This window comes from Bradyrhizobium guangzhouense (genome assembly GCF_004114955.1).
GTDB lineage: Bacteria > Pseudomonadota > Alphaproteobacteria > Rhizobiales > Xanthobacteraceae > Bradyrhizobium > Bradyrhizobium guangzhouense.
Genome location: NZ_CP030053.1, coordinates 5,851,949 through 5,876,335, shown reverse-complemented (window position 1 = coordinate 5,876,335; position 24,387 = coordinate 5,851,949). Strand labels below are relative to the sequence as shown.

The 24,387-nt window shown below is 62.1% G+C and carries 15 protein-coding genes and 1 tRNA gene; 11 read left to right on the top strand and 5 right to left on the bottom strand.

The window, feature by feature from the left end; translation table 11 throughout:
* Positions 1-4 precede the first annotated feature (4 nt).
* The 8 genes from brxC (at position 5) to XH91_RS28005 (ending at position 16,004) form a co-directional block, all read left to right on the top strand.
* On the top strand, positions 5-3,535 hold the full coding sequence (gene brxC, locus XH91_RS28040; RefSeq protein ID WP_245477239.1) for a BREX system P-loop protein BrxC: 3,531 nt from the start codon (positions 5-7) through the stop codon (positions 3,533-3,535).
* 10 nt (positions 3,536-3,545) lie between these two features.
* Positions 3,546-5,471, top strand: coding sequence for an Eco57I restriction-modification methylase domain-containing protein (locus tag XH91_RS28035; protein ID WP_128953592.1), 1,926 nt, complete (start codon positions 3,546-3,548; stop codon positions 5,469-5,471).
* Entirely contained in the window at positions 5,468-7,495 is a 2,028-nt protein-coding gene (locus XH91_RS28030; RefSeq protein ID WP_128953591.1) for a type II restriction endonuclease subunit M, read from the top strand. The genes XH91_RS28035 and XH91_RS28030 overlap by 4 nt, the downstream gene beginning before the upstream one ends.
* Positions 7,496-7,500: 5 nt before the next feature.
* Positions 7,501-10,074: a PglZ domain-containing protein gene (locus tag XH91_RS28025; protein ID WP_128955024.1), complete on the top strand. Its 2,574-nt coding sequence runs from the start codon at positions 7,501-7,503 to the stop codon at positions 10,072-10,074.
* A gap of 3 nt (positions 10,075-10,077) precedes the next feature.
* Positions 10,078-12,114: a protease Lon-related BREX system protein BrxL gene (brxL, locus tag XH91_RS28020; protein WP_128953590.1), complete on the top strand. Its 2,037-nt coding sequence runs from the start codon at positions 10,078-10,080 to the stop codon at positions 12,112-12,114.
* Between the two features lie 166 nt (positions 12,115-12,280).
* The gene (locus XH91_RS28015; RefSeq protein ID WP_164938304.1) at positions 12,281-13,594 is read left to right on the top strand and encodes a DUF4365 domain-containing protein; all 1,314 of its coding nucleotides are present in this window, start codon (positions 12,281-12,283) and stop codon (positions 13,592-13,594) included.
* Positions 13,582-15,021, top strand: coding sequence for an argonaute/piwi family protein (locus XH91_RS28010; RefSeq protein ID WP_128953588.1), 1,440 nt, complete (start codon positions 13,582-13,584; stop codon positions 15,019-15,021). The genes XH91_RS28015 and XH91_RS28010 overlap by 13 nt, the downstream gene beginning before the upstream one ends.
* Positions 15,022-15,041: 20 nt before the next feature.
* Entirely contained in the window at positions 15,042-16,004 is a 963-nt protein-coding gene (locus XH91_RS28005) for a YecA family protein (RefSeq protein WP_128953587.1), read from the top strand.
* Between the two features lie 75 nt (positions 16,005-16,079).
* On the opposite strand, the gene XH91_RS28000 is transcribed toward XH91_RS28005, so the two are convergent.
* The 3 genes from XH91_RS28000 to XH91_RS27990 all read right to left on the bottom strand — a co-directional run bounded on the left by XH91_RS28000 (position 16,080) and on the right by XH91_RS27990 (position 18,580).
* A complete protein-coding gene (locus XH91_RS28000; RefSeq protein ID WP_128953586.1) occupies positions 16,080-16,964 on the bottom strand; it encodes a hypothetical protein in 885 nt (294 codons plus the stop codon).
* A 236-nt stretch (positions 16,965-17,200) separates the two neighbouring features.
* Positions 17,201-17,276: transfer RNA gene (locus tag XH91_RS27995), tRNA-Ile, on the bottom strand.
* A gap of 329 nt (positions 17,277-17,605) precedes the next feature.
* A complete protein-coding gene (locus XH91_RS27990) occupies positions 17,606-18,580 on the bottom strand; it encodes a Bug family tripartite tricarboxylate transporter substrate binding protein (RefSeq protein ID WP_164934090.1) in 975 nt (324 codons plus the stop codon).
* A gap of 104 nt (positions 18,581-18,684) precedes the next feature.
* Between XH91_RS27990 and XH91_RS27985 the strand changes: the two genes are divergently transcribed.
* The gene (locus XH91_RS27985) at positions 18,685-19,650 is read left to right on the top strand and encodes a TAXI family TRAP transporter solute-binding subunit (RefSeq protein WP_128953584.1); all 966 of its coding nucleotides are present in this window, start codon (positions 18,685-18,687) and stop codon (positions 19,648-19,650) included.
* 130 nt (positions 19,651-19,780) lie between these two features.
* Here XH91_RS27985 and XH91_RS27980 read toward each other — a convergent pair whose 3' ends face one another.
* Both XH91_RS27980 and XH91_RS27975 read right to left on the bottom strand, forming a co-directional pair.
* Positions 19,781-20,995: an ABC transporter substrate-binding protein gene (locus XH91_RS27980; protein ID WP_128953583.1), complete on the bottom strand. Its 1,215-nt coding sequence runs from the start codon at positions 20,993-20,995 to the stop codon at positions 19,781-19,783.
* A gap of 103 nt (positions 20,996-21,098) precedes the next feature.
* Positions 21,099-21,992 (bottom strand): substrate-binding domain-containing protein, encoded by an 894-nt coding sequence (locus XH91_RS27975; protein ID WP_128953582.1) that lies wholly within the window; start codon positions 21,990-21,992, stop codon positions 21,099-21,101.
* A gap of 388 nt (positions 21,993-22,380) precedes the next feature.
* On the opposite strand from XH91_RS27975, the gene XH91_RS27970 reads away from it, so the two are divergent.
* Positions 22,381-23,214: an ABC transporter substrate-binding protein gene (locus tag XH91_RS27970; RefSeq protein WP_128953581.1), complete on the top strand. Its 834-nt coding sequence runs from the start codon at positions 22,381-22,383 to the stop codon at positions 23,212-23,214.
* 54 nt (positions 23,215-23,268) lie between these two features.
* Complete coding sequence (locus tag XH91_RS27965) at positions 23,269-24,375, top strand: molybdopterin-binding protein (protein WP_128953580.1); 1,107 nt, start codon at positions 23,269-23,271, stop codon at positions 24,373-24,375.
* Positions 24,376-24,387 lie beyond the last annotated feature (12 nt).

Genomic DNA, 24,387 nt, shown 5'->3' with positions numbered 1-24,387 from the left:
CAACGTGGCCAAGATCGCATCACTGTTCGCAAGCGACATCACTCGGCAGATCGAGGAGGTCATCAAGGTCGACCAGACCTCGTCGGAGATCATCGCATCCGAAATCGACGAGTACGTGGTCACGGACGCGATCAAGAAGCACTACGTTCACGTTCTGGAGCGCTACCAGGAGACACCCCAGAAGCCCCACGAGGGCGTCGCGATCTGGATCTCCGGCTTCTTCGGTTCGGGCAAGTCGAGCTTCGCCAAGGTGCTGGGACTCGCGATCGAGGATCGCGACGTTCTCGGCGTCCCCGCCGCCGAGCGGTTCTCCACCCGCGCCAACGACCCGAAGCTTTCGGTCGTCCTCAAGACCATCAACGAGAAGATCCCAACGCACACGGTCATCTTCGATGTCTCGACCGACAGGGGCATCCGGACCGGCAATCAGATGCTGACCGAGATCATGTACCGGCTGTTCTTGGGGAGTCTGGGCTACGCCAAAGAGATCGACCCGGCCGAGCTGGAGATCGCACTCGAGGGCGAGGGACGTCTCGACGAGTTCAAGAAGGTGTTCCAGGAGCTTCACGGCAAATCCTGGGATGCACAGAAGAACCTGCCGATCTTCGCCCTCAACCAGGCGAGCGCCGTTCTGCACAAGCTCGAACCGGCGACGTATCCGATGGCGGATTCGTGGTCCAAGGGACGTCCGAAGATCGATATCACGCCGGGCCGTCTGGCCGACCGGATCGTAGAGCTGATGAAGCGCCGCAAGCCGGGACGCTCGCTGATCTTCGTCGTCGACGAAGTCGGTCAGTTCGTCGCCAGGGACACCCAGAAGATGCTCGACTTGCAGGCCATCGTGCAGCAGCTCGGCGTCAAAGGGCGCGGCAAGTATTGGATCGCGGTCACTTCCCAGGAACGGCTGAGCGAAGTGGTCAGCGGCCTCGATGACCGCAGGATCGAGCTGCCGAAGCTCATGGATCGTTTCCCGCTCCAGGTCCACCTCGAGCCGTCCGATATCTCCGAAGTCACCAGCCGCCGCGTGCTGGCGAAGAACGCCGCCGCGGAGACCGCGCTCGGCAAGCTCTACGACGACAATCGGGCTCGCCTCGATCTCAACTCCAAGATCACCGCCGACGTCTCGTTGCCGTCGCTGTCCAGGGAACGGTTCGTTGATCTCTATCCGTTGCTGCCCTATCAGATCGACCTGATCATCGACATTGTCTCGGGTCTCCGGATGCAAGGCGGCGCCAGCAAGCACGTTGGCGGCGCGAACCGGACCATCATCAAGCTCGCCCAGCAGCTCCTGATCAACCCGGCCACCAAGATCGCGGACGCGCCCATCGGCGCCTTGGTGCGGCTCGACCAGGTGTATGATCTGGTCGAAGGCAACATCAATTCCGACATTCGGGCCAAGATCATCTCCATCCCGCAGAAGGTCCAGCATCCGCTGGCCCAGGCGGTGGCGAAGGTCGTGTGCCTCCTGCAGTTCGTCCGGACGGTCCACCGGACGCCGGAGAACATCGCTGCGGCGCTGGTCGACCGCGTGGACGCCGATTCCAGGCTGACCGAGGTCCGTGAGGCCTTGGCGAAGCTCGAAAGCGCGCTCATGGTCCGTCAGGGTGAGGGCGGCTACCGGATCCCGACGCCGGCGGAAGACGACTGGGATAATTCCCGGGCGTCCATCGAGCCGAAGAAGGGTGACGAAAGGCGCCTCTTCGCGTCCGTGCTCGCCGGCTTTTGGGCCCCGCAACCCGGCTTCACGCTGGGCGACGCCAAGGTGTTCAAGGCCGGGTTGACGGTTGAGGGCAACGAAGAGGTCGCCGGCGACATCTCCTTCCACCTGGAACTCGCCGACAACGCCGAGCAGGCGCTGATGGACGCGGAGAACCTGCGCAAGCGCAGCCAGATGCAGCAGAAGGACGTCTTCTGGAGCATCGCGCTCGACCAGGACATCAGGCGCGAGATGCGCGAGGCATTCCGCTCTGACGAGATGATCAAGCGCAAGGGGCGGGGCACTCCGACCGCCGACGAGACCGCGCTGATCGCCGAGGAGAAGGTCCGCCAGCGCAATCACCTGCAGGAGCTGGGCCGTCGTCTGAAGTCGGCCTGCCTGGCCGGCAAGGTGTTCTTCCGCGGCAACGACCGCAGCCCCGCCGGCACCGTCACCGAGGTCGGGAAGGCGGTGACCGGCGTCCTGCAGCAGGTTCTGCCGGACGTCTACAATCGCTTCGCCGAAGCCTCGGCCAAGAAGGCCGACGTCACCAAAGGCATCGATGCCCTCCTCACCGCGGAGAACCTCTCGGGTCTGCCCGCCGTGTTCTCGCATCTCGAGCTGCTGCGCGACGAGCAGAACAAGCGGGTCTTCAGGGCCGACGTGGTGCCGCTGTCGGAGATCCTTGCGAAGGTCGAACAGCGGGCCGCTTACGGCGAGCAGGTGACCGGCAAGTATCTGGAGGACGAGTTCCTGAAGCCGCCCTTCGGCTGGGATTTCGACGTCGTGCGACTGTTGACGCTCTCGCTGCTGAGGGCGGGCCAGATCGAGGCAATTTCCAAAGGGCAAACGATCGACCAGGCGACGACCACCGCGGCCAAGGACTGCTTCTCCGGCAACAACATGTTCCGGGCCGCCGCTTTCCGGCCGAAGAAGGGGATCGACTTCGCCGTCCTCGCCGAAGCCGGCGAGAACTATCGCGACACGTTCGGCGACGAGGTCAAGGAACTGGCGCCGGGGCCGATTGCGGCCGAGATCCGGGCCGCGGTCGAACGCCACGAGGAAGGGCTCGATGGCGTTCTCGGTACGATGCGGTCCGCTCAGCTTCCGGGCGCGGACGTTCTCGAAAGCGCCGTCAACCAGATGCGGGCCATCCGGCGCGGCAACGAGGAAAACGCCATCCTCACCTTCAACGCTTCTCACAAGAGCCTCAAGGATGCGATCAAGCGCGGCTCCGATCTCGCCGCCGCCCTTAATGACTCGGCCTTGAAGGCGATCGCCGATGCCCGGACCGCCATGAAGCTCATGCCCGCCCTGGAAGAGGAGCCCGAACTCGACGCCGTCTATCCGGAGCAAGGCAAGGCCCTGAACGACCTGCTGGGCAGGGAGACGTTCTTTCGGGAGATCGGACCGATCTCGAAGGCGGCCACCTCCATCGCGGCCGAGTACAAGCGGCGGTACGACGCGGCCCTGGATGCCCGCGTCAAGGCGTATCTGGGCGCCCTCGATGTGCTGGCGAAGACGCCGGGCTGGGAGCGCCTCGACGAGGCGCAGCGGGACGAGATCTCCCGCCATCTCAAGCAGTGCGCGGACAAGAACTGGAACAACCAGACGATCCGCCATCTGAGGTCGGAAGCGGAGCTGGCCGAAAGCCGCTTGGCGGCCGCCGTGGCCAAGATGCATCAGATTCTCGAAGGCGAACGCCTGGCCACCGTCTCGGTCGGCCAGTTCTTCTCGGGGGGCATCGAGACAGAGGAGCAGTTGGAGCAGGCGCTCGAGGGTATCCGGGATGAGTTTTCGCGGCTCATCGGCGAGGGCAAGAAGGTGATCGTCAAGTGAGCGCGGGCTGATGGACAAGGACACCCGAAACGCGATCGAACGCGCCACTCAGAGGATCCGGCGCCTCCTTCAGGAGGACTTCGCCGAGCAGCTCGATGCCGTGTTCGACGTGCGCCAGGACGGCCGCATTGCCGACGAGGGCGGTCAGCACCTCACCGGTCGCCAGCTCATCCTGCGCGATAGGATCGTAGCTGCCATCGAGCACAAGCGTCGCGCCGGCATGAAGCAGGCCGACGCCGTGCGCGACTACGTTCGGGACGCCGCGTTCACCAACTTGAATCGTTTCGCCGCCCTCAAGATGCTCGAGCCGCGCGGGCTCGTGTCCCAATGCATCAGCCGCGGCGAAAACTCGATTGGATTCACCGAATTCTGCGGCCTGGCGCCCGCCCTGAAGACCGCCGACGGCGCCGGCTATCGGTTCTACATCGAGAGCATTTTCGATGAACTCTCCACGGAGGTGAAGGTCCTGTTCGACCGCCGAGATCCTGCATCCGTTCTCTGGCCCAAGAAGGCCACTTTCGACGAGATCCTCGAGATCCTGAACGGCGCCGAGCTCAAGGACGTTTGGGAAGAGGACGAGACGATCGGCTGGATCTACCAGTTCTTCAACTCCGGCGAAGAACGCCGTCAGATGCGCGATGAGAGCGCGGCGCCGCGCAACAGCCGCGAACTCGCGATCCGCAATCAGTTCTTCACCCCCTCGTACGTCGTGCAGTTCCTGACCGACAACACGCTCGGACACATCTGGCACAAGATGCGCGACGGCAGCACCGGCCTGGCCGAGAAATGCCAGTACATGGTGAAGGCGTCGGGCGACAGCGCGGAGCCGTCCGGCCTGGCCAAGAAGGACCCTCGTGATCTTCGGATTCTGGACCCCGCCTGCGGCTCGGGCCACTTTCTGCTCTACTGCTTCGCGCTGCTCCTCCTTATCTACGAAGAGGCCTGGAACGACGAAACCCCGCCGGCATCCAGCGTAACGGGCAGCACCCTTCGGCAGGACTATGCCACGATCGACGACCTCAAGAAGGCGGCGCCCGGGCTCATCCTTCGGCATAACCTCCACGGCGTCGATATCGACCCCCGCTGCGCCCAGATCGCGCAGCTCGCCCTTTGGATGCGTGCCCAGCGGGTCTACATGGACAACAAGGTCGCGCGCGGTGAACGCCCGATCATCCGACGCGCGAACATTGTCATCGCGGAGCCCATGCCGGGCGACCCGAAACTGGTCGAAGATTTCTCATCGAGCCTGCGTCCCGCGATGATCGGCGGCCTATTCAGTGAGATCGTGTCCGAGATGCGCCTAGCTGGCGAAATGGGTTCACTCCTGCCGATCGAGCGCACCTTGGCAAAATCCATCAACGGTGCGCGAACCGCCTTCAACGAGGAGCAATCGCGCAAGGAAGCGTTTCTTCCGGGATTCGCTCCGGTGAAGAGTCAGCGCGAATTCGACCTCTCGGATATCAGCAACTCGGCTTTCTTCGAGAAGGTGGAGGAGAATATCTTCTCGGCCTTGAAAGCGTTTGTCAGCGACGCCGTCAACGGGAAGGGGACGCGGCGCCGGCTCTTTGCTGACGACGCCGAGCAAGGACTGGCCTTCGTGGAGCTGTTCGGACGCAAGTTCGATGTCGTGCTGATGAATCCTCCCTTTGGCGACGGCAGCCTACTGGCCAAGCAGGAATTCGAGAAACTGTATCCACGAACGAAGAACGACGTTTACGCGGCATTCGTCGAACGTGGTGTAGAGATTTTGCACGAAGGAGGAATGCTAGGGGCTATCACGTCGCGGACCGGGTTCTTTCTTTCCAGCTTTCGAAGCTGGCGCGAAGATGTCCTCCTTAAGAAAGCGCCGCCGGTTGTGTTTGCCGACCTCGGCGCCGGTGTTCTTGACAGCGCGATGGTCGAGACCGCAGCCTATTGCTTGGAGGTTCAGTCGTGACTCTTTTCATCCGGGCCATCGACGCTGTCGATAAAGCTGACTGCCTCCGATCCGCCGTGAAAGACGGCGGCGCCCATTCGTTCCAAATCGATGTCACAAAGTTCGCCTCTTTGCCGGGTAGCCCTTTCGCATACTGGACCACCCCAAAGGCCCTGGAGTGTTACAGCGACCTGAAGCCGGTCTCCTCGTCAGACCTGAGCCCGCTCTCGACTAACCAGTTGAGCGACGACTCCCGATACGCAAGACTCTGGTGGGAGCCGGGTCCGGGAGGTTCAGAGAACTGGGTGGTCTGGGCAAAGGGACGCTCGTTTGCGCCTTTTTATTATGACATTCAAACGGTAGTGCGCTGGAGCCGCGCCCGCGGAACGTACACCGGCTTCATCGGCACCAAGGATCGCCCCCTTGAGAAGCCTGCGTCGGCAGATTGGTTCTTTAGGCCAGGTTTGACCTGGCCACGGCGGACCAATCGTCTTAGCTTTTCGGTCCTTCCGATTGGCTGCATTTTCGGAAATAAGGGACCGGCCATCTTCGAAGAGCATGACAACGAAGAAAGGCTTCTTGCGCATTGCGCGATCCTGAATTCGAAGGCGTTCAACTATTTGCTTGGCTTGCAGTTGGCTCGCGTTGAGCTTGCGCAATCCTTCGAGGTTGGCCTCGTTCAGGCGGCACCCATCCCTGTAGTTGGCCAGGCTGGTTTGACCACGTTGGCAGACCTCGGGCGACGTTCGTGGAGCCTTCGACGGCGCCTAGACGAAACGATCGAAACGTCCCACGCATTCAAGCTGCCGCGTGCACTGCTGTCTCGGGTCGAGCCGCTCGACCCGGCTCTCATCCAGCGCCAGATCGACGAGATCCAGCTTGATATTGAAGCTGTTGTCTATCGTCTGTACGGACTGACGGAAACCGATCAGTTGAGCATCGAGGCTTGGGGCGAGCGCCTGAAAGGCAATGCCGCCGACGCGGCTATCGAGGTCGACAACGACGAGGACGGCGGCGACGAAGCAGCGGACGCAAGTGACTTCGATGCGGTTATCTCCTGGTCAGTTGGGGTTGCATTCGGACGTTTCGACGTCAGACTGGCGACGGGGGCGCGGCGCTTGCCTCCGCCCCCGTCGCCGTTCACTGAATTGCCGGCCAAAAGCCCGGCGATGCTGCCTGACCACGACACTCCGGCTATTCCCGTCGTGGATATTTTGGTGGATGACCCGGGTCATGAGAACGACTTGAGTGAGCGCGTTGTCGCTGTCTGCGCGGCGGTCGGTTATTCGGCAGTCGACAAGACGGAACTTAGGCAGCATTTCGCTCGAAATTTCTTCAACCAGCACCTGCGGCAATACTCGAAAAGCCGCCGCAAAGCGCCAATCTATTGGCAGCTTGCAACGGCTTCAGCGAGTTATTCCGTCTGGATCTATACGCAGAGCTTTACGAAAGACACTCTGTTTCGGGTTCAGAACGAATTCGTTTCGCCAAAGCTTGCTCATGAGAAGCGCCAACTGGAGAGCTTGCGAGCAGAAGCAGGGGCGCGCCCCGACTCCAATCAAATGAAGTCTATTGAGGCGCAGGAGGCGTTCGTATCTGAACTCCAGGCCTTCGCCGACGAACTGGCTCGAGTTTCGCCTCTTTGGTTCGTCAATCCTGACGATGGCATACTCATGAACTTTGCGCCGTTCTGGCGACTGGTGTCGCATAATCGTGCATGGCAGAGGGAGCTCATGGCAACCTGGAGGGGGCTCTGTGACGGAAAGTTTGATTGGTCGCACCTTGCCATGCAGCTCTGGCCCGAGCGGGTCATCCCGAAGTGCGCAGCCGATCGTAGTCTTGCAATTGCCCATGGGCTCGAGACCGTCTTCTGGTTCGAAGATGAACAGGGTCAGTGGAAGGCGCACGACAAGCCGAAACCGCCGGCCCCTCAACTTGTCCGCGACAGGACGTCCCCCAGCATTAAGGCGGCCCTCAAGAGCCTCATGGATGCCCCCGAAGCTGGCGTCGCTTCGAAACGTACTCGCAAGTCAAAGGCAGCGTGACCCAGATGCATCCGCTCCACGACTATATCGCCAGTCAGATCGGCGATCGCATCAAGGATCGCCGTGTTGTCGTCATGTACGACAAGCGCGAGGAGCTGCGGCCGTTTTTCGCGGAGATCGCGGATGGGCGCGGCGCAAGCCAAGGCCCTGTGGCGGCCAACTTCGGCAAGCGGAAAGCCAGCCTCTACGTCTTTGACGGCTCCTTCCTCAAGGCGCGTTTCGCCGTCGAGGATATGACGAGTGGCGACCAGCCGGATGATGTGGTCATCTACATCCCCGGCATCGATCGGGATGCCAAAGGCTCTCTTCTGATGGAATTGGAGAAGGCAGGCACCTTCTACCAGCAGCCGGCCTTGAAGCAGTTCGCCAGGCTGGTGCTCCGGAAGCGGTTCACCGACATCGCTATCGACGAGATGCTTAAATCCGACGCGCTGACCTATACCGATTTGGCCGGTATGGCGCAGGACGATGGGGGCGGGGGCCAAGGGGCGTCGTTGCTGAAGAGCGTCTTCGGCATAACGGACACAGTCGCCATCATCACGGACTGGCTGGGCCGCACCTCTTACGACGCCGACATCCAGGCCAAGGCGGCCTTCGGAGAGCTTCGGGACGCCGCTCTTGCGAGGATGGGTTTCGCCCTGCCTGCGGATGCGACGTTGGGTCGAGCGCGTCAGATCGCCCTCCGGTACGTGCTGGTCAACGAGTTTCGATCCGATTTGGGCCCGAATGCGGATCTTCAAGGGGCGGCGGCGACGGCCATCATGAACGTGCCCGAGGCCAAGACCAGCGACCACCATAAGGCCGTCCGGGAGGTCGCTAAGCGCCTCCGCGAGCGCTATCCGACTTCGTATGTCGAGGCGGCAGACAAGATCGAGGCGGAACTCGGCCTGTCGGCGGAGACGGTAAACGGTGCCGCGCTGGGCTCCATCGATACCTTCAGGTTTGAGGAGGCCGCCGTGGTGACGGCGTGCTTCGGTCTCATCGCCTCGGAGAAATTCGAAGCAGCCAGCGCTCTGATGGCGGCCCGGGAGAGCAGCTTTTGGGTCAGCCGCGAGCTTTCGCGGAAGTCGGTCTGGACGGTCTGCAAGTTGATGGTCGACCTCGGTCTCGTTTCCGCTGCGGTGGACGCGACGATCGCGAAGGCGAACGGCAACCCGACCACCTGGGTCGATCGTTACGTGTCCGACAAGGACGGGTGGTACGCGCTCGACCAGGCGCAGCGGCGCCTGGAGGCATTTCTCTCCTCGTTGGACGAGGAGGTCGACGACAAGGCCAAGGCGAAGATCCGAGAACTTTACGAAAATACTGTCCGCCGCATGAGCGAAGGTTTCCTGAAGGCCCTGCAGAAGGCCGATTGGACGGTCCCGGGCGTCCTGCAGCAGACCCGTATCTGGTCGGACGTAGTGGCGAGCCGGCCAGTGCCGGTCGCCTACGTCATGGTCGACGCCATGCGGTTCGAAATGGGGCACGAACTCATCGGTCGCCTGACCACGCGAGCCTCCGAAGTCCAGATGCGTCCGGCGTTGGCTGCGCTTCCTTCCATCACGCCAGTCGGCATGGCCGCGCTGCTTCCGGGAGCCTCCGCGACTTTCTCGGTCGTCTCGAACAAGGATAAGCTCGGCGCTTCGATCGAGGGCACCTTCCTTCCGGATCTTTCGGCCCGCCAGAAGTTCCTGAAGTCCCGCATTCCAGATTTGATCGACCTCACGCTCGACGAGGTGATCTCGCTGAGTACGAAGGCATTGCAGAAGAAGGTCGGGAAGTCCAAGGTCATCATTATCCGCTCCACGGAGATCGATGCCGCCGGCGAAAACGCCACTACGACGACGTATGCCCGCCGGGTCATGGACAACGTCGTCGAAGACCTCGCGCGGTGCCTCGGGCGTCTGGCGGCCATTGGGGTGGGGGAGGCCGTCGTGACGGCAGACCACGGGCATCTCTTCTTCGCCGCCGATCGCGACCCCTCCATGCGCCTGGACACGCCCGGCGGCGATGCGATCGATCTGCATCGTCGCTGCTGGATCGGCCGCGGCGGCGCCACGCCGGCCGGTTCCGTCAGGGTGCCCGGTGCGAAGCTCGGTTACGCGACGGATCTCGATTTCGCCTTCCCCGCCAGTACCTCCGTCTTCAAGAGCGGTGGCGATCTCGCCTACCACCATGGCGGCACTTCGCTGCAGGAAATGGTCATTCCGGTTATCGCCGTGAAGCTGAAGGTCGACGGCAGCGCCAAGGCCGAAAAGGACGCCATAGTCCTCACCCACGACTTCGACGCGGTTACGAACCGAATCTTCACGGTCCATATCGAGCTGGGGGCGGCGTCCAAGGACCTCTTCGCCGGCGCCCGCAAGGTTCGGCCGATCGTCGTATCCGACGATCGGCCGGTCGCTCGCGCGGCCATTGCGACCGGCGCTGACCTGGCGGAGGGTGTTCTGACCTTGCCGCCCGCCGTCAAGGCGAACGTCGGCTTCATGTTGACCGACGACACGGTCAAACACGTCCGCATCCAGGTTTTGGACGCCGAGACCGACGCCGTCCTGTACGTTTCGAAGAAAGACATCCCCGTTCGTTTGGGAGTTTAGGTGATGAGTAACGTCCCCGCACGCGACGCTCTCGACGACAAGGTCAATCGCACCTTTGCCGGCAAAGTGGTCCGTAAGGATCTCGTTCGGAAGGTGAAGGTCGGCGCCAATGTGCCGGTCTTTGTTCTGGAGTTCCTACTCGGCAAATACTGCGCGTCTTCCGACGAGATGGCTATCCAGATGGGCCTGCAAGTCGTCAACGATACGCTGGCCAACAACTACATCCGCTCCGACGAGTCGATGAAGGCTCAGAGCAAGGTCAAGGAAAAGGGTAGCTGGACCTTCATCGACAAGGTCAAGGTCCGCCTGGTCGACTCCGACTATTGGGCGGAGCTGAGCAACTTCGGGAACAAGTTCGTCCACATCCAGAACCAGTATGTCAGAGACTACGAACGTCTCCTGACTGGCGGCATCTGGGCGCAGGTCGACATGCGCTTCGAATACGACGAGGAGGGTAAGGGAAAGAACCCCTTCTGGATCGAGAAGCTGACGCCCATCCAGATCGCGGCCTTCGATCTCGCCGAGTACCAGCGCCTCAGGGCAGAATTCACGACGGACGAGTGGATCGATCTGATCCTGCGCAGCATGGGCTATGAGCCGGGCGAGATGTCGAAGCGCCTGAAGCTGCTCTTCCTGACGCGGCTGGTCCCGCTTTGCGAGCGCAACTACAACCTGGTCGAGTTGGGCCCGCGCGGCACCGGCAAAAGCTACGTCATCCAAGAGGTGTCGCCGTATGCTGCTCTCATGACCGGTCCGACCACGGTCGCGAATCTGTTCGGACACATGGGCGGACGGGCAAAGGGGCTCGTTCAGATATGGGACGTCGTCGGCTTCGACGAGGTGGCTGATCTCGAGAAGATGCCCAAGGAGGTCATCACCACTATGAAGACCTACTGCGAATCCGGATCGTTCCAGCGTGGCCAGGAAGCCGCCTCCGGAGAGGCCGGCATCGCGTTGTTCGGCAACACGCAGCAGCCCATCGACGTCATGGTCCAGACCGGGCACCTGTTCGAGCCGATGCCCGAGGTGATCCGGGACGACATGGCCTTCATCGACCGCCTGCACTTCTATCTCCCCGGATGGGAGGTCCCGAAGATGCGCAACGACCTCTTCACGGATCACTACGGCTTCGTCGTCGACTTCCTCGCCGAGGCGCTGCGCGAACTTCGCCGCCATAATTTCACAGAGATCTGCGACCGCCACTTCACGATGGGATCGCATCTGATCACGCGCGACCGCAAGGCGGTCAAGAAGACCGTCTCCGGGCTGATGAAGATCATCCATCCGAGCGGCGAAGCCGCCCAGGAGGAGATCGCCGAGCTCCTGGAGTTCGCGATGGAGGGCCGGCGCCGGGTGAAGGAGCAGCTCAAGAAGATGGGCTCCTTCGAATATTACCATACGTCCTTCAGCTACACCGTGAACGACACCGGCGAGGAGCGGTTCGTCGGTGTTCCGGAGCAGGGCGGCCGCAACATGATTTCGGCCGATCCCCTTCCGCCCGGCAGCGTCTACACGGCGGCCGTCGACCAGAACGGCACGGTCGGGATGTACCGCGTCGAAGTCTCGGTCTCGTCCGGATCCGGGAAGCTCAAGACTGCCGGCGGCGTCAATGGTGTCACAAAGGAATCGATCAATAGGGCGTTCAGCTACATGCTCGCCAAAAAGGGTGACCTATCAATCGCCCGCGAGCTTGACGTTTCCGACCTCCATGTCGAGGTCATCGACCTCATGAACAATCGGGTCGAGGGCGAGATCGGGCTGGGATTCTTCATCGCAGCATTCTCCGCGCTCAAGAAGGCGCCGCCGTCCGCGGCCATGCTGGTGGTCGGAGATCTCAGCGTCCAAGGCAACATCAAGGGCCTGCGCTCGCTGGCGGAGCCGCTACAGCTCGCGATGGATAACGGGGCTAAGCGGGCCCTGATCCCGATCGAGAACAAGCGGAGCTTTCTGGAGGTGACCGGGGACGTCGTAGAACATGTCGACCCCATCTTCTTCGGAGACCCGAAGACCGCGGCCTTTAAGGCCCTCGGGATCAACTGAGGGGTCTGTCGTCGGCAGAAATGGGCCGCAGAAAAGAGCGGGTCGAAAAGAGAGCTGCCGGGCGCCATCTCAGTCCGTTGCGGTCTCCAAGCACCCCGCAGCCAAAAAACGGGGAAATCTCGGACAGAAGGTTGGATATTCATGGTCTGTTCCCTACAATCAGACGATGAAAAAGCTGTCCCAAAGTCAACTAATTGGCGAGCGCGGCGAACTCTTGGCTGGAGAGCGCGCCATGTCGATGGGGTTTGCCTTCGACCAAAAGGGCCGTCTTGAGACTGGCGTGGACGGTATGCTGGAGCTCCGGGACCCGCGCACCGGACGCACGTTGGCGAAATGGATCGGGGCCCAGGTCAAGACTACCGAGAATGGACGATACACCCGCGAGGACGATAGCCGGTTTGAGTATTTGATTGAGCCGGATGACCTGAACTACTGGCGTGGCTCGAACCTCCCGGTGATCATCGTGCTGGTGCGCCTGAGCACCGGAGAAATGTACTGGAAGCAGGTCGATGCCGGGCCCGCCTCGGAGCCACGGCGACTTTATTTTGATAAGAATGAGGATCGCTTCGATAAGTCGGCGGCTGACCGCATCGCTTCGCTTTGCATCGAACGCGACAAGCTCGGCACCTACGTTCCGCCGATGCTGTCGGGCGAGGGCGTTCACATCAACATGGTGAGCGTGGTGTTGCCGGAGAAAATCTTCGTCGGCACCTCGCTGTTCGCCTCTGGCCGGGATGCTTTGGCCGAACTGGATGCGGACGCTCCGTTTGATTGGGTTATCCGCGACCGTCGTTTCATCTCATTCCGGGATCCCGAAGGCACTTCCCTGATGGAAGTGCTCGATGAGGGGACCGTCGAGGCAGTCGAAACCAGCGCGATCTCGGCGTCCGACGATGTCGACGACGAGAACGCCTTCATCGAGCTCCTGGGGCGGACGGTCCGTGTCCAGTTCGAGGACAGGCTTTCGTTCGACCGGGACAGCAAGGCTCTCTACTTCCGCGCCAAGGCGATGAATAAGGGATTCAAGTATTCCTATCGGTCGCTGATCAACGAGACCTCGGCGTTGGTCGTGGCTCCTTGGGTGCGGAAGAAGGATGGCAAGGTCGGAAGCGTTAGGCACCACGCCTTCATCCCCCGATTTCATCGAATTGGCGACGACTGGTTCCTGACGGTGACGCCGACCTTCGTGTTCACCCGGGACGGATACCGGCCTCACAACTTCTCGAGCAGCCTCCTCGCCGGCAAGAAGAAGAAAGAGAAGAACGGCGCCGTACGCGGTCAGTTCTTGATGTGGCGCTATCTGCTGACGGGTGGCGGACAACAACAAAGCGACCTCCTCGCAGCGGTTCAGTCTGCCGGTGGGCCGCTGCGTTTCGAGTCGCTCGAGCCAATCCAGATGCCCATGGCCGTTCCCGAAGAGGCGTGGAAGGTAGAGGACCCGAATGCAGAGGCCATGGAGGACCGGGAATGGCTTCTTTGAACTTCAACGCCAAGGTGATTGCCGAGCCCGAGCTTGAATTCGGCGAGGGTGGGCGCCACGTCGATCCTCGCTTTGGATTGGTCGAGCACGGGCCCTTGCAGCCCATGCTCGGCGACACCGTTAGAATCGGCGTGATCGGCACGGGGGACACCGCTGACGGCTTCGCGCAATTCATCGAGCGGTGTCGGGTCGGCATCGAGGGCAAGAACACAAAGCTTGCCAATCTCTATCCGCCCTTTCCCGGCGTAGGAAACCAGAACCCGTTTCGTTGCACGTTCGAGGTCGACCAGATCGCCCGGCGCATCGTTCCGGAGAGGGATATCCGCCGCATTATCGAGATGCGCAAGCAATCGGAGGCTGTAACGGCCGCGTCGGAAATGTTCGCCGAGCTCGCGGGATCGGTGCTGGAGAGTTCCGCCAGGCCGGACGTGATCGTATGCGCGTTGCCGAGCAACCTGATCGAAAAGTTGGTCAACGCGAAGAGCGAGGACGAGGAGGTCGAAGACGACCAGGAGCTGAACTTTCGGGACATGCTGAAGGCGCGTGCCCTGCCTTTGAGTGTCCCGACCCAAATTGTCTGGCCGACCCTCTGGGACGACCGAGCGAAGATCCCGCGGAAATTGAAGGAGACGCTGCGCGAGGTCCAGGACCCGGCGACACGCGCCTGGAACCTGCTGAATGCGATTTTCTACAAGGCAGGAAAGGTGCCTTGGAAGCTGCCAAAAGCGGAGGGCGCGTTCGCAGCCAGCTTCTTAGGGATTGGCTTCTATAAGGACTTGGCCGGCCAGAGGCTGCTCACCAGCACCGCGCAGATGTTCGACGAGCGCGGGCGTGGCCTCATCTTGAGGGGGGCGCGGGCGCGCACCGACAAGGGGGACCGTCATCCTTATTTGGAACGTGAGGACGCCTACGATCTGCTAGTCCGGTCCATTAAGGCCTATAGAGGGCATCATGGTCACGCGCCGGCGCGACTGGTCGTCCTCAAGACGTCCCGGTTTCAGGCTGGCGAGGCTGACGGCATTGCGCAGGCCTGCGACGAGTTCGGCATCGACAGACGTGATCTGATCTGGGTGTCGGAACACCAAGACACGACCCTGGTGAGGGACGGCAACTATCCCATGCTCCGGGGTAGCTTCGTTCAGATCGGACGAAACGGGCTGCTCTTCACCAGGGGCAGCGTGCCATACTATCGGACCTACCCCGGTCTGCGCGTGCCGCAGCCAATCCTTCTGCGACCGCATTCCTGCGACACGCCGATCTCCGAGTTGGCCTCGGAGGTCCTGGCGCTGACAAAGATGAACTGGAATTCGACGCAGTTCGATCAGGCGTCTCCTATCCCCATCCGTGCTGCAAGACAGGTCGGGAGGGTCCTGAAATACGTTCCGTTCGGTCAGATCGAGCAGCCGGACTATCGTTTCTACAGCTAGGGCTCTGGGGCGCGTGGCGCATGAAAACGTGTATCTTCTGCACCCACGTAATTGGCACCAAGGAGGGGACCAGGCCGCGTGCTCGCGAGCACATCTTCGCTTCCTGGATCCTACGCGAGTTTGGAATCAAAAAGGACGAGATCAGCTATTCTCGATTCGAATCAGAAGCTGGCGCGACCACCACGCTTCATCTCACTGAGCAGACACGTTTTCGCAGTCATTCGTTCGATAGCTTTCTTTTGGGAAGTGTTTGCAACGTCTGCAACAACGAGCGCCTGAACGCGCTGGAAGGCGAAGTCGCGCCAGCGTTGAGGACATTGATCCCGGGCATGTCGGCGGCCATTCCTCGCAGCCTCTCCACCGCCTTCGCCCTCTGGGGACTCAAAACTGCCTTCGTTCTTACCGCGTTCTTGGATCCTCCCGTTGGGAAGGTGCCGCTGCGCCACGGGCGACATGTCATCCGGGGGCAAGCGCGTCTACCCCGAGGCGTGGCGGTATTTCATCGCCAATCGCCACACTGGCGGATGTTTTTTTCAATCTCGAATTCGTGGGTTGTTCAAGCGCCTGAGAATGCGCGTCCGGATATCCGCCACTATCAGAGCGCGTACAAGTGCGTCTACCAGATTGGCCATGCGCAGTTCATGATTCAATTTTACCCAGTTGAGGGAGCGGTGGTCTGCTACGATGCGGACTACTGCGAACTCGTCGGCGCCAACGTTGCAGTCGACGCTGGCTTTCCGCCCGTTCCTGAAGAAATCATCGATAATGATCTATTCCTGTTCGCTTTATCGAACGAAATCGCTTTGGGCAGGAAAGTGCCGCAGAAGATTGGGCCCAACTCGCTGTGTCCTTGCGGTTCGAGTATTAAGTACAAGCGATGTCACGGAGCCCCGGGAGGCAGGCGTCTGGTGCATGAACACCAGGGGTGGTTGAACGAAAACACCACCACGTTTTCGCCAGTCCGCAGAGCAAAGGAACCGTGAGCGGTCCGGACGAGACAGTGCAGGTGCGCCAGTCGGCGGCTCGGAGCAGGCTCCCAGATCGCGCAGCGGGCGATATCAGTCCCAGAGCGTGTAAGAGCGATTCTTCGTTATCAAATATTGAAACATGGCTATCAGACCTGCACGCAGTCCGTACGCATGCGATGCCAGCAGCGGCGGGAAAGCAAACGTACCGAGTCTGCTGTGTGGATGAAACGTCTTGATGCGATCTTCATAGTAATCTTCGAAAAACTTCCTCCCAGGTAAGTGGTTCGGGAATGTCAAATATAGGAAGTCTCCAGCGTCAAGAGCCGTAGGGTTAGCCTTGCCCGAGTCCTTGAGGTGCCTCAACGTAAGCTGAAACGCCACCTCCATCGCGATGTAGAGAATAGTATTTGCCTCTTCTGCGAACTCGGGATGGACCTGCAGCATGTCGGCCTTCAAAATCGCGGATAGCCCTCGCATCATGAGATGATCGCGAATGGAAATGGAGGCGACGAGCTTTTTGTATAGCTTAATGTCAATCCTCTGTTCCGACATCGAGTAAGGGCTGCCTCCACTGAGAGGGACTGATGCGGCCGGGCGGACGTTCCTCGCGAGATTCGAGGCGAGCTGGTGTAGATCTGCTTCAGTTGAGACTACTTCGGTCACGTGTGCGCCGCCGGGGTAGAGGCGTAGGACGCCGTAATCAGGTCTCATGGATAGAAGAAGCGCAGAGAGAAATCGTATTTCTTCGAATGCGAATAGAGTGAGGTCTGACCAATATGCGTGAGTTCGCTGTTCGTCGGTCTGAACTGCGACAAACGCTAATTGCTCATCCAGGTGATAGATGCCTTTGGCACTTCTTATTGTCCCCTGTGGGTAAAGGCCAATGCTAGAGAGGAGCCGGATGCGGAGCAACGCGCCCCGCGTTCGTCGGCGCTCAGGCTTGACATCGCTACTGACAATGTGTCCGACCGCCACGGCCGCTCTCCGTTCGCCTGCGAAAGGGCGCTTTAGTTGGATCCTAGAAGCCGCCCTGCGTGCGAAAGGACCCCCCTCGGTTTTTTAGCGCCCCAAAATCGGCGAAAAAATCGAGGTGAAATTCTTCTGACGTGTCAGAGGGATCTGAGATCGAGTCGTTTTCAAAACGAAATCGAGTCGTTCTTAAACCGGAAATCGAGTCGTTTTCAAAGTGTCCGCACACGAAGGGCGAAGCGTGGTGGGCCCGGCAGGACTCGAACCTGCAACCAGACCGTTATGAGCGGCCGGCTCTAACCATTGAGCTACAGGCCCCGCCGCGAGACGGCTCGCGGAGATGCGGCCGGCAACGGTGCGCGGTTCGTTTACAGGGATGGAGGCGGGGGTGCAATGCCGGGACGGAGCGAGGCGAAACGACAGCGCGGCATCGCGCGTGATTTCCAAAATACCGAATTTTGCGATGATGCCCTTATACGCCTGTTTTGCCCGACGGAACAACCGTTTTTCCGGTGGTCTTGATTTTTAACGCCGTAACCCGTTGTAATCGGCTCACTTTCTACTGTGCATGGGGTTGTTTTGGTGTTTTGACGGGAGGGGGCCCTTAAGTCCCCTCTTGCCGGCCCGAATGAGGAGAGGCAGCCCGCTTAGTCCACCGAGACCCCGGCGAACTCCACGACCTTCTTCCACTTCTCTGTCTCGTCAGCGACCAGCCTGCCGAACTCGGCCGGCGTCATGGGCCTCGGGATGCCGCCATTCTCGGTCAGCCGCGCCACCACCTTCGGATCGTTCAGCGCCTCGTTGACCGTCTTGTTGAGGAGCTCGACGATGTCAGGCGGCGTGCCCTTCGGCGCGGAGATGCCGTAGAAGCCGACCGATTCGAAGCCCGGCACGGTCTCGGCGATGGCGGGCACGTCGGGCAGCGCGGGCCAGCGCTGCGGCGAGGTCACGCCGAGTGCGCGGACATTGCCGCCGCGCGACTGCTCGAGCGCGGAAGGAAGGTTGTCGAAGATCAGCTGCACCTTGTTGGAGATGATGTCGGGGAAGGCGATCGCAGATCCCCGATAGGGCACGTGCACCATGTCGCACTTGGTCATCGCCTTGAACAGCTCCGCCGACATGTGCACCGAGGTGCCGTTGCCCGACGAGGCGAACGAGATCTTGCCGGGGTTGGCCTTGCAATAGTCGATGAACTCCTGGACCGTCTTCACCGGCATCGCATTGGAGACGACCAGCATGTTGGTGAGCTGCATGATGCTCGCCACGGGAGCGGTGTCGCGCAGAAAATCGAACGGCAATTTCTTGTAGAGCGAGGTCGAGATCGCGTTGTTGGGCGCGACGAACAGCAGCGTGTAGCCGTCGGGGGCTGCGTTGATCGCGGCGGCAGCCGCGATGTTGCCGCCGGAGCCGGCGCGGTTCTCGACGATGAACTGCTGGCCGAGCCTCTCGGAGAGCGTCTGCGCCATGATGCGCGCGACGATGTCGACCGGGCCGCCGGCGGCAAAGCCGATCAGCCAGTGCACGGGGCGGTCGGGGTAGGCGGCGGAGGCGGGAGGGGCGGCTGCGAAAAGACTTGAAAGAATGACCAGCCCGAACACACCGTTACGCAAAATTCGCAACATGACGCCTCCCATTGCTTTATTGTTTGCGGACATGCTTTCACAAAAACCGCCCGCTGCCTACATCGGCGCTCGGCGATGTTGACGCAGGCGCAGCCGGGACGACCATGACATTCGCTTTTCGTATCCTCGTCAGTGCGGCGCTGCTGCTCAGCCCCGCTGCTGCTCAAACCGGAGGCAACGCCATTTCCACCACGACGATCAGCTTGGGCACTGCGACTCCCGGCGGCGGCTTCCCGCTCTATGGCAACGCCTTCGCCGAGGTGATGAGCGCGGCCGATGGCGCGCTCACCATCGCCCCGCGCAACACCAAGGGCAGCAACGAAAACATTCCGCTCCTGGAGAAGGGCGAACTCGATCTCGCGCTGGTCGCGGGCGAGCCGGCCTATGAGGCGTTCGCCGGCATCGGGCGCGCGCCCGTGCGGCTGAAGATTTTGACCGCGATCTATTCCAACCCCGGCATGTTCGTCGTGCGCGCGGACAGTCCCTACAAGACCATCCACGATCTCGTCGGCCAGCCGGTCGCGTTCGGCGCCAGGGGTTCGGGCCTGCCGATCCTGTCGCGCTACGTGCTCGATGGCCTCGGCCTGAAGCAGGATGAAGACTTCAAGGCGGTCTATCTCGACCGCGCCGGCGACGGCCCCGCGATGGTCGAGGATGGCCGCGTTGCGGCGCTCTGGGGCGCCGGCATCGGTTGGCCCGGTTTCGCGGCGGTCGCATCGAGCGCGTCAGGCGCGCGCTTCATCGCGCCCGGCGCGGACGAGATCGCGCGCATCCGCGCCAAGCATGCGTTCCTCAAGCCCCTGACCGTGCCGGCCGGCTCCTATCCAAAACAGTCCGAGCCGATCGCCTCGCTGGGCTCCTGGAGTTTTGTGCTGACGCGCGAGGATCTGCCCGACGATGTCGCCTATCGCCTGGCCAGGACGCTGCATGGCGCGGAGGCGACCTTCTGCAAGAAGCTCGCGCAGGCCTGCGAGACGACGGCGGCGAACACCGTCGCCGCCGCGCCGAGGCCGGAGCTGATCCATCCGGGCGTGATGAAATATTATCGCGAGATCGGAGTGGTGAAGTGACCGCGTAGCGGTCATTCCGGGGCGGTGCGTAGCACCGAGCCCCGAATCTCGAGATTCCCCGGTGCGCAATTGCGCACCTGAGGTCTGGTCCTTCGGACCATCCCGGAATGACGATCGCCTTAAGCGATCGTCACTTCTTCAGCATCGCACACGCCGGGTCCGGCGGGCCGAAGGCCTTGTCGCCGGGAATCGTCGCGAGGATCTTGTAATAGTCCCACGGATATTTGCTCTCCTCCGGCGTCTTCACCTGCACCAGCCAGAGGTCGTGCACCATCAGATTGTCATCGCGCAAATGGCCGTGGCGGGCGAAGAAATCCTCCACCGGCGTCTCGCGCATTTTCGCTGCGACCTTGAGCGGATCGTCGGTGCCGGTGGCCTTGATGGCGTTGAGATAGTGGATCACGCTGGAATAGACGCCGGCCTGCCACATCGTCGGCATCTTGTTCATCTTGGCGAAATACCGCTTCGACCATTCGCGGGTCTTGTCGTCCATGTCCCAATAGAACGACGTCGTCAGGAGCAAGCCCTGCGCGGCTTGCAGGCCGAGGCCGTGGATGTCGGTGATCAGCGCCAGCAGTGCCGCCATCTGCTGGCCGCCCTTGAACACGCCGAACTCCGAGCCGGTCTTGATCTCGTTCATGTTGTTGGGAGGACCTGCGGCAATGCCGATGATCTTGGCCTTGGAGGCCTGCGCCTGCAGCACGAAGGAGGAGAGATCGGGCGTTGCCAGGGGCGGCTTCACCGAGCCCAGCACCTTGCCGCCATTGGCGGTGATGACGCTGGAGGCGTCGCGTTCGAGCGAATGGCCGAAGGCGTAGTCGTCGGTGATGAAGAACCAGCTGTCGCCGCCGCGCTTGACCACCGCGTCCGCGGTGCCGACCGCGAGCGCGCGGGTGTCGAACACCCATTGCATCGCATAAGGCGAGCAGAACTTGCCGTGGAAATCCGCAGTGCCGGTGGAGTGGGTGATGAACAGCCGCTTCTTCTCGTTGGCGATGTTCTGCACCGCAAGGCCGACCGCCGAGACCGGCACGTCGACGATCAGATCGACCTGGTCGACGTCGTACCAGCGCCGCGCGATCGCGGCGCCGATGTCGGCCTTGAGCTGGTGGTCGCCGACCACGATGCTGATCGGCTTGCCGAGCACGGTGCCGCCGAAATCGTCGATCGCCATCTGCGCGGCCGTCACCGAGCCCTGACCGGTCGGCGCGGAGGCCGGGCCGTTCATGTCGGTGAGCACGCCGATCTTGACGACGTCGTCGGACACCTGCGCCATTGCGGCACCCGATAGCAGCGCCGCCGTCAAGGCGGCCGCGACCGGCAGTCCAAATTTCATTGGATTCACGCTTGTCCTCCCCTGATCCGGCACGTTGGCCGAAGTTGCCTGCGCCGGGTACGGCCCGGCTGAATTGGTTTCTTTTGCAACTATTTTGGGGTGGGCGTCAATCTCAGGCCGCGAAGCGGATCTGGCCTGCGGGCGAGGGGTCGTAGCCGGTCAGCTCCTCGGCGCGCTGGCGCAGCCGTCGTTCGCTCAGGAACCGGATCAGTGCCTGCATGGCCGGGCGGAAATAGCTGCGCTGCCGCATCGCGAGGTCAAAATTCTCCCAGACCAGCGGCACGAAATCGAGCCCGGCCGAGCGCGCCGCCGCGCGCGTCGCGACGCCGCAATCGGCTTGTCCGGCGCGGACCATCTCGGCGAGGTCGGGCCCGGTGAGGGCCGGCGTCTCCACCCGCCGCAGATCGCGCGTCGAGGCGCCGGCGCGCGTCAGCAGCACGTCGAGCAGCATCTGCGCGCCCGTGCCTTGCTGCCGCATCGCCATCCGCGCGCCGAGCGCGAGCACGTCGGAGAGCCCGCGCAGCCGCTTCGGATTGCCGGGCGGCAGCACGAGGCCCTGCTCGCGGCGCACGAAGGCGACCAGCACCGCATCATGTAAGTCAGGCGCATCCCTCAGCGCCGTCACGCTGGCGTCGGAGGCAAGGTTGCCCTCGGGATCGAGGCTGTGGAAGTGCACGGCGACCGCCATCACCTCGTTACGCTGCAGTCGCTCGAGCCCCCGCGCGCTGCCTTCGGTCATCGATCCCAGGCCCGAGCCGGATTCGCGCAGGCTCCAGTCCAAAAGCTCGTCCTGGCTGCCGCCCACGACCGGTGGCGGCTCCGCCATCAGCATGCCGGCCGGACGGGCCATGCCCGACAGCACCCAGAGGTCGAGCTCATGTCGGGGGAAGAGCCATTTGCCTGTCACCTTGGTACAGGGGATCGCGCCGTTGGTCACGAGTTCGTAGAGCTTGCGCTCGCCAAGGCGGAGGTAATCCGCCGCTTCACTGGTCGTCAGGAATTCCATCCTGCATTCCTATGCAAATTCTTGCTTCTTTTTGACGTTCAACGCAGGTGGAATTCTGCACTTCGATTTTTGTCCGCGCGAACCATGCCCGATGATCTCGATGCTTTGCAACACATCCTGACATGTGTTTTGATTTTGGTTGACGATCTTGCGAGGCGCTGACGATGCGGGCCTTGCGATCGTTGCGCGCGTGACTGCAATCAACGTGCCGGTTGATTCATTGCCGAAGTTTCCCGACTGATTCAGTTGGTGCCGGTGACCTGAGCTTGCCTTTCGGTAGTGGCGTTGGCCCGGCCTCTACCTCATGTTGTCATCGCCGCAGCCGCCTCCGTCACGAGTGCGGCGTAATCGCTCATCATGATCGCGTCGTTTTCGATAGGAACCTGTCATGGCCGTTCGCCGACTGATCGTTGCATTTTCGCTGCTCTGCGGCCTCGCCGGCGGCGTGGCGGCATCGTCCGCCGCGGAGCGCGCGATCGTGCTGGCCTCGACGACATCGACACAGGAATCGGGCCTGCTCGACTATTTGCTGCCTGTCGTCCGCGACAAGACCGGCATCGAGGTGACGGTGATCGCACGCCGCAGCGACGAGGTGCTCGACGGCGCGCGCCGAGGCGAGGCCGACGTGGTGTTGTTGCATGCCCGGCCACAGGAGGAGAAATTCGTTGCTGAGGGTTTCGCCACCAGACGCTACGACGTGATGTACAACGATTTCGTGCTGATCGGGCCGAAGAGTGATCCCGCGGGCGTGAAGGGCAAGGACATCGTGACCGCGCTGAAGGCGATTGAGGCCAAGGGTGCGCCATTCGTGACCCGCGGCGATCGTTCCGGCACCCACGCGGCCGAACTCGCGCTCTGGATCGTCGCCGGCATCGACATTTCCAGCGCCAAGGGCGCCTGGTATCGCGAAAGCGGGCAGGGCATCACCGCGGCGCTCGACGCCGCACGCACGGCGAATGCCTATATGCTTGCGGATCGCGCCAGCTGGATCTCGTTCAGGGATCGCGGCGATCTCGACATCATCGTCGAGGGCGACAAGCGGCTGCTCAACCAGTATGGCGTGATGCTGGTGAACCCGGAAAAATTTCCGAACGTAAAGAAGGATCTGGGCCAGACCTTCATCAATTGGCTGATCTCTCCAGAGGGGCAGGCGGCGATCGCCGGCTACAGGGTCCACGGGCAACAGGTGTTCTTTCCGAACGCGGACAAATCGGGCGGCTGACAGCCAAGGCACGAGCGGTTGCCAAACCGCGCGATGCGTGGTCCATCATCAGACATGACCCAGCGCCTGCCGCTCTCGTTAACTCCGCTCGATACTGCGCTCGCTGCGCTGCTGCGCGGTGTTGGCCCCGTCGCAGCGGAGGAATTGCCGTTGATTGAAGCGGCCGGCTGTATCTCCACCGGCTTGCCATTGCTACCGGCCCATCCGCCGCGCGACGTCGCCGCGGTGGACGGCTGGGCGCTCAGCGCCGTTGATCTTGTCGGCGCGTCCTCCTATTCGCCGCTGCCCCTGGCCGGGCTTCCTGTGTGGGTCGAGGCAGGCGGTGCGATGCCGGCGGGATGCGACTGCGTGCTCGACGTTGACGCGGTCGAAGTGTCGGGGCCGCTCGCCCAGGTCCTGGCGGAGGGCGTTCCGGGACAAGGTGTCGCCCGTGCTGGCAGCGATATCGCCGAAAACGCGCCCGCGGCCGCAGCGGGATGTCCCGTCGATGCAGCGGCTCTGCTGCTCGCGCGCGTTGCGGGTGCGGACAAGCTGGGTGTCAGGCGGCCGCGCCTGCGCATCGTCAACGTGCCGGGCGCAACCGCGACGCTGCAGATGATCGCCGAACTCGCAAGCGCGGCGGGATTGGATGTGAGCGCGCATGAAGCGGGCGGACGCGATGCAGCGTCGATCGCGGCGGCGCTCCACGTCTCCGCTTGCGATGTCCTGCTCACGATCGGCGGCAGCGGCGTCGGTCGCGCGGATGCCACGGTGACGGCACTGATCGAGCGCGGGGCGAAGCTCGCCTACGGTCTTGCGCTGCAGCCTGGACGGACTGCAGCCGCTGGGCGGCTCGCAAACGTTCCCGTCGTCGCCTTGCCCGGCTCGCCCGCCCATGCGCTCGCAGTTTGGTTGGCGCTGGTGCTTCCGCTGATCGACAGAATGTCGGCGCGTCGGCCACGTCGCACGGTGACCTTGCCGCTCGCGCGCAAAATCGCTTCCAGCGTCGGCATCGCCGAGATCTCGCTGCTGGCGGAGGAACATAAAGCATGGATGCCGCTTGCCGTGGGCGAATGGCCGCTCCACGCCATCGCCAATGCGGATGCATGGCTGCTCATCCCTGCCAGCCAGGAAGGATTTGCGGCGGGTGAGCCGGTCGATGCTTATTTGATGCGGGAATGATATGGGTTCCGG